This is a genomic window from Paenibacillus turpanensis (assembly GCF_011421635.1).
GTDB classification, from domain to species: Bacteria; Bacillota; Bacilli; order Paenibacillales; family YIM-B00363; genus Paenibacillus_AK; species Paenibacillus_AK turpanensis.
The window spans coordinates 223,153-229,420 of record NZ_WTLI01000005.1 but is presented as its reverse complement, the minus strand read 5'-3'; the positions used below and the strand labels follow the sequence as shown (position 1 = coordinate 229,420).

Annotated in this window: 5 protein-coding genes and 1 rRNA gene; all 6 read left to right on the top strand. The window is 56.3% G+C overall.

The features are described 5' to 3' along the window. Window positions 1–664: ribosomal RNA gene (locus GQS10_RS06760) — 23S ribosomal RNA — on the top strand; the annotation flags it as partial. Between the two features lie 344 nt (window positions 665–1,008). After that, window positions 1,009–2,607 (top strand): ABC transporter substrate-binding protein, encoded by a 1,599-nt coding sequence (locus GQS10_RS06750; RefSeq protein ID WP_424991770.1) that lies wholly within the window; start codon window positions 1,009–1,011, stop codon window positions 2,605–2,607. Between the two features lie 131 nt (window positions 2,608–2,738). Continuing rightward, window positions 2,739–3,734, top strand: coding sequence for an ABC transporter permease (locus GQS10_RS06745; protein ID WP_207952170.1), 996 nt, complete (start codon window positions 2,739–2,741; stop codon window positions 3,732–3,734). Continuing rightward, on the top strand, window positions 3,731–4,546 hold the full coding sequence (locus GQS10_RS06740) for an ABC transporter permease (protein WP_166240351.1): 816 nt from the start codon (window positions 3,731–3,733) through the stop codon (window positions 4,544–4,546). The genes GQS10_RS06745 and GQS10_RS06740 overlap by 4 nt, the downstream gene beginning before the upstream one ends. Window positions 4,547–4,564: 18 nt before the next feature. Next, window positions 4,565–5,518: an ABC transporter ATP-binding protein gene (locus GQS10_RS06735; RefSeq protein ID WP_166240349.1), complete on the top strand. Its 954-nt coding sequence runs from the start codon at window positions 4,565–4,567 to the stop codon at window positions 5,516–5,518. Beyond that, complete coding sequence (locus tag GQS10_RS06730; protein ID WP_166240347.1) at window positions 5,511–6,128, top strand: ABC transporter ATP-binding protein; 618 nt, start codon at window positions 5,511–5,513, stop codon at window positions 6,126–6,128. Before GQS10_RS06735 ends, GQS10_RS06730 begins: the two co-directional genes overlap by 8 nt. Window positions 6,129–6,268: the final 140 nt, after the last annotated feature.

Genomic DNA, 6,268 nt, shown 5'->3' with positions numbered 1-6,268 from the left:
AAGCCGCAGCGAAAGCGAGTCTGAATAGGGCGAATTAGTTCGTGGACGTAGGCCCGAAACCGTGTGATCTACCCCTGTCCAGGGTGAAGGTGCGGTAACACGCACTGGAGGCCCGAACTCACTAGCGTTGAAAAGCTAGGGGATGAGGTGGGGGTAGGGGAGAAATTCCAATCGAACTCGGAGATAGCTGGTTCTCCCCGAAATAGCTTTAGGGCTAGCCTCGGGTGCCAGTCGTGGAGGTAGAGCTACTTTTTGGGTGCGGGGCCCGCCAAGGGTTACCAAGTTCAGAAAAACTCCGAATGCCACAGACTGTCAGGCCCGGGAGTCAGACGGTGAGTGCTAAGATCCATCGTCAAGAGGGAAACAGCCCAGACCATCAGCTAAGGTCCCCAAGTGCGTGTTAAGTGGGAAAGGATGTGGAGTTGCACAGACAACCAGGATGTTGGCTTAGAAGCAGCCACCATTGAAAGAGTGCGTAATAGCTCACTGGTCGAGTGACTCTGCGCCGAAAATGTAACGGNATCTTTATGTCGAGAATGGAACCGTTGTAGTTGATGTGGATGGCGCCTTAGCTTTAGATCGCCATTTCACGATGGATGCGGGGACGTTAACGCTTGCAATGGATGATGACAGCAGTCAAATTACGGTTGATGGAAGCCTGCATCTTGATGGTGGAGTTTTAAACTTAGATTTCTCTGACTATAAGATCGAAGGCTCCAAGAACATTACCCTTATTACTGCAAATACGATTTTAGGAGAATTTGACAGTGTGATCGCTGATGGTTACGAAGTTACTCTCACTTATGAGAAAAACCGTATCATTGCGCATGTAAAAGCAAAATAAGCATTACGTTTCAGTTCATATGAATGACAAACTCCCTTGTTTCTATTCGAAGCAGGGGAGTTTGTGCATTTTTAAAATGACTCCCATGCCAACGTGTGTTACAATTACTAACGTTCGTAACACAATTATACATAGAATAGTGGGTAGGAGTGGTGAGTCGGTTGATCAAGCATCGAATTCCTTTGATTTTGATCTGTACGATTATAATTTCTCTTGTTTTATCGGGCTGTTTTTCCAAGCAGGGCGGGGAGCAGCCGCCAGCTGCAAAGGATGAGCTCATGCTCGCCGTCGGTTCCGAGCCGGAAACCGGCTTTGATCCGACAACAGGCTGGGGGCGCTACGGCTCGCCTTTATTTCAGAGCACGCTGCTCAAGCGCGATCATAACTTGAAGATCGTTAACGATCTGGGGGAGGGTTACGAGGTCAGTCAGGACGGTAGGGTGTGGACCGTCAAGCTGCGCAAGGATGCGTTGTTCTCTGATGGAAAGCCCTTAACTTCAGCGGATGTAGTATACACGTTCCAAGCGGCGGCCCAAAGCGGCTCGACGATTGATTTGAGCAACCTTCAGCTTGTGGAAGCACAAGACGAGCATTCTGTCACATTTACGCTGAAGGAGCCGCAATCCACCTTCCTGCAAATGCTGGTCAGCACAGGCATCGTACCGAAGCATGCACACGGCAAGCAGTACGCGCAGCAGCCAATTGGCTCGGGACCGTATAAGCTAGTGCAGTGGGACAAAGGCCAGCAGCTTATTGTTGAGGCGAACCCGAATTACTACGGCACAAAACCATTTTTCCAGAAGATTACGTTCCTATTCTTAAGTGAAGACGCTGCTTATGCAGCCGCGAAGGCAGGCAAGGTCGATGTGGCGTACATCCCCGCCTCGTTCAGCAAGCAGCAGGTGCCCGGCATGAAGCTGGAGGCCGTGCAGACCGTCGACAACCGTGGAATTATGTTCCCGGTTACGCCCGAAGGAGAGCGCACGGAAGAAGGCCATCCAATCGGTAACAAGGTTACGTCCGATCCGGCCATTCGGAAAGCGGTCAATATCGCGATTGACCGGGAGCAGCTGGTGCAGGGTCTGTTGGAGGGTTATGGAACGCCGGCCTACACCGTCAATGACGGTCTCCCGTGGTATAACCCGGAGGCAGCCGTGAAGGACGGAGATATCGAAGGCGCGAAAAAGCTGCTCCGCGATGCCGGATGGAGCGACACGAATGGGGACGGCATCGTAGAGAAAGGCAACCTGCAGGCGGAATTTATGCTGCTTTATCCTTCAAGCGATACGATCCGCCAGTCGTTGGCGATCGCCGCCGCAGACCTGATCAAGGAAATCGGCATCCGCATTCGTGTTGAGGGAAAAAGCTGGGATGAGCTGGAGAAGCTGATGCATTCAAACGCTGTGCTTTTCGGCTGGGGCAGCCATGACCCGCTGGAAATGTATAACCTTTACCACAGCAAATACGCTGGGGCGGAGTACTACAATCCGGGCTATTACAACAATGTGAAGGTCGACGAATACATGGATCGAGCGTTACGGGCTCGGAGCGAGGAGGAAGCCAATAACTGGTGGAAAAAGGCTCAATGGGATGGTGAAACGGGTCTAAGTGCGAAAGGCGACGCACCTTGGGCGTGGCTGGTGAACCTGAACCACTTGTATCTCGTTCGTGAAAATTTAAGCATCGGCAAGCAAAAGATTCATCCTCACGGTCACGGCTGGCCGGTGACGGACAACATCGAAGAATGGAAGTGGATCGAATAGCTTCTAATCCTGGTGGATGAAGGATCAATGAAGCTATCACCAAAAATCATTGCAGAGCAAGGCAGGGAAGCTTACTATAACTCTACTTTGTGAGCGTGCGGATACGAACTCCGTAAGGAGAATTTATATCAATGTCACTGTTATTATCAAATCTATCCTTCCTATTGAAAAAGGGCATCAAGCTCGTAGTTCTGCTAATTGCAGTCAGCGCGGTTTCATTTATGCTGCTGAATGCTTCTCCAATTGATCCAGTTCAGGCGTACATCGGTGCCGACATGCTGCATGTCAGTGCCGAGCAGCGTGCGCAAATCGCCGAATATTGGGGGCTGAACGATCCGCCGCTGCAGCGGTATGGCAAATGGCTTTCCGCCGTGCTGCACGGGGATCTAGGTACCTCCATGATGTACCGCGCGCCGGTAGCTGAGGTAATCGGCGAACGGTTTTTGCATTCCTTTGCGTTAATGAGCGCGGCTTGGTTTCTGTCGGGTATCATCGGTTTCAGCGCGGGCTCTCTTGCTGCCATGAAGCAGGGCACATGGATCGATCGTCTGATCAAATGGTACTGCTATACGTTGGCATCGACTCCGGCGTTTTGGCTTGGATTACTGCTGCTGATCGTATTTTCCGTATGGCTGGGATGGTTTCCGATTGGCATGGGGGTGCCGGCCGGGGTGCTGGCGGAGCAGGTGACGCTGCTGGATCATCTTCGCCATATGGTGCTTCCCGCGCTTACACTGAGTATTGTCGGTATTTCCGCAGTGGCGCTTCATACCCGCGAAAAGCTTATTGAGGTGTTGAACAGCGACTACGTCGTGTTTGCGAGGGCGAAAGGGGAGCACGGCTTTCGCTTGTATTGGCGGCACGGCCTGCGTAATATCGCGCTGCCGGCCATTACACTCCAGTTCGCCTCCTTTAGCGAACTGTTTGGCGGCGCGGTGCTGGCGGAGCAGGTGTTTTCGTATCCGGGCCTTGGGCAGGCGTCCGTGGAGGCTGGTCTTCGCGGCGACGTTCCGCTTTTGCTCGGGATTGTCCTTTTTAGCGCAGCTTTCGTGTACACCGGGAATGCTGTAGCTGAACTGCTGTACCGCCTCGTCGATCCGAGGACACGGAAGGGCGGTGGGTTATGAACCGCAGACTTCAGACGGTAGGGTACGGCATACTATGCGTCGTTATTTTGCTCGGTATCGTTTTGACCGGATGGCTGACGAGCAGCGAGGCGATCGCAACGCATCTTGACCAGCGTAATTTGGCGCCTTCGTTGGCGCATCCCTTCGGTACGGATTGGCTGGGTCGAGATATGTTTACCCGCACCGCCAAGGGACTGCTGCTTAGCATAGGCGTCGGCGTAATGGCAGCCGCGTCGAGCTCGGTGATTGCGTTAGCGCTTGGGGCGGCGGCCGGAGCTCTCGGCGGAGCTGTCGACCGCATCATCCGTTGGGTGATGGACCTTTTTCTGAGTGTGCCGCATCTCATTAGCTTGATCTTGATTTCGTTTATCGCAGGAGGCGGGGTGCGCGGAATCGTGCTGGGCATCGCGTTTACGCATTGGCCCAGCTTATCCCGGCTCATTCGAGCGGAGATTTTGCAGCTTCGCTCGGCGGAATACGTTCAGGCTTCCCGCAGGCTCGGGCGGTCGCGCTGGTGGGTTGTCAGCCGCCATATGCTGCCGCATGTCGCGCCGCAGTTTGCCATCGGACTGCTGTTAATTTTCCCGCATGCGATCCTGCATGAAGCGGCGCTTACTTTTCTTGGCATGGGCCTATCGCCGCATCAGCCGGCTATCGGCGTCATTTTGTCGGAATCGATGCGTTACTTATCAACGGGGATGTGGTGGCTCGCCTTTTTCCCTGGACTTTGCCTGCTGCTGGTCGTCCGTCTGTTTGATAGGATCGGGGAAAATGTGAGGCGGCTCGCGGATCCGCGACAATCGCATGAATAGAAGTAGGAGGGTGATCAGATGAGCGGTAGAAATGTAGAAGCAGCGGGGCTGCCCCTCCTTTCTATAGAAGATCTGTCCATATCTTTCAACCAGTATCGTGGCTGGTTTCGTCAAGAAAAGGTGCAGCCGATTCATGGGCTGCATTTGCAGCTGAGGGCGGGGGAGGTTGTCGCCGTGGTGGGCTCCAGCGGCTCCGGCAAAAGCCTGCTGGCTCACGCGATCCTCGGAATTTTGCCGGGCAACGCAGAGGTTCGCGGGTCAATGCGCTTCGACGGCCGCGAGCTGTCGCCTGAGCTGCAAGCGAAGCTGCGCGGACGGCAGCTTGCCCTTGTGCCGCAATCGGTCAATTATCTCGACCCGCTGATGCAGGTCGGCAAGCAGGTGCAGGCGGCCGTGAAGGGAGGCGACGCTGTGCGCAAGCAGCGGGAGGCGTTTCGCCGGTACGGCTTGGCGGAGCAGGTGGACCGCCTGCTCCCGTTCCAGCTGTCCGGCGGTATGGCGCGCCGCGTGCTGGTGTCGACGGCGGCGGTCAGCGGCGCCCGCGTCATTATTGCCGACGAGCCGACGCCGGGGCTCGACGAGGCCTCGCTGGACGAGGCGCTCGCGAGCCTGCGCGAGCTCGCCGATGAGGGTGCTGCGGTCATGCTGATCACGCATGACATCGCCTCGGCGCTGCGGATTGCAGACCGCGTCGCCGTATTTTACGCCGGGACCACCGTTGAGGTGGCCCCCGCGGAGGATTTCGCCGGCGACGGCGGGGCGCTGCGCCACCCGTACAGCCGCGCGCTGTGGCGGGCGCTGCCGCAGAACGGCTTTGCGCCGGCGCCCGGCGCGCAGCCGCAGCCCGGCGCGATGCCCGCCGGCTGCTTATATGCGCCGCGCTGCGAGCTGGCTGCGCCGCCGTGCGCGCAAGCCCGCCCGGAGCCGCGAGAGCTGCGCGGCGGAATGGTGAGGTGTTTCGCAGATGCTTGAAGCAGCGCAGCTTGCATATCGGTATGAGCAGCGCGGAGCGTGGTTATTCCGCGCGCTGAATCTAACGCTCGAAGCAGGCGAGTTGCTCGGACTGACGGGGCCGAGCGGCTCCGGCAAGACGACACTCGCACGCATTCTAGCGGGTTATGAGCGTCCCGGGGAGGGAAGCGTCCTGCTGGACGGCAATCCGCTTCCGGCGAACGGCTACCATCCGGTTCAGCTCGTCATGCAGCATCCGGAGAAGGCGGTCAATCCCCGCTGGAAAATGGACCGTATCGTCCGGGAGGGCTGGGACGTCGACGACGCAACGCTGTCCCGGCTCGGTATTGAGCGTGAATGGTTGACTCGCTGGCCGGGGGAGCTTTCCGGCGGGGAGCTGCAGCGCTTCTGCATTGCCCGCGCCCTCGGGCCGCAGACGCAATACTTGATCGCCGATGAGATGACGACGATGCTGGATGCGATCACGCAAGCGCAGATTTGGCACGCGGTGCTTGACATCGCAAGGGAACGCAGCATCGGCGTGCTTGTGATCAGCCACGATCAAGCGCTTGCCAAGCGTTTATGCCACCGGATTGTAGATTGGAAAGACATCTCCTTGGGACAGAGCTAACAAACTGACGCTTCCTTTTTTCGACTAATAAGGGTGGGGGCTCTAAAGCCCCTTCCAGAATAGGCGATTTCTCCGCATATTCGACGCTTCTGCTTGGCCTCTATCGAATTTTCTCCTAGCTGCTTGTATAGACAAAGTAA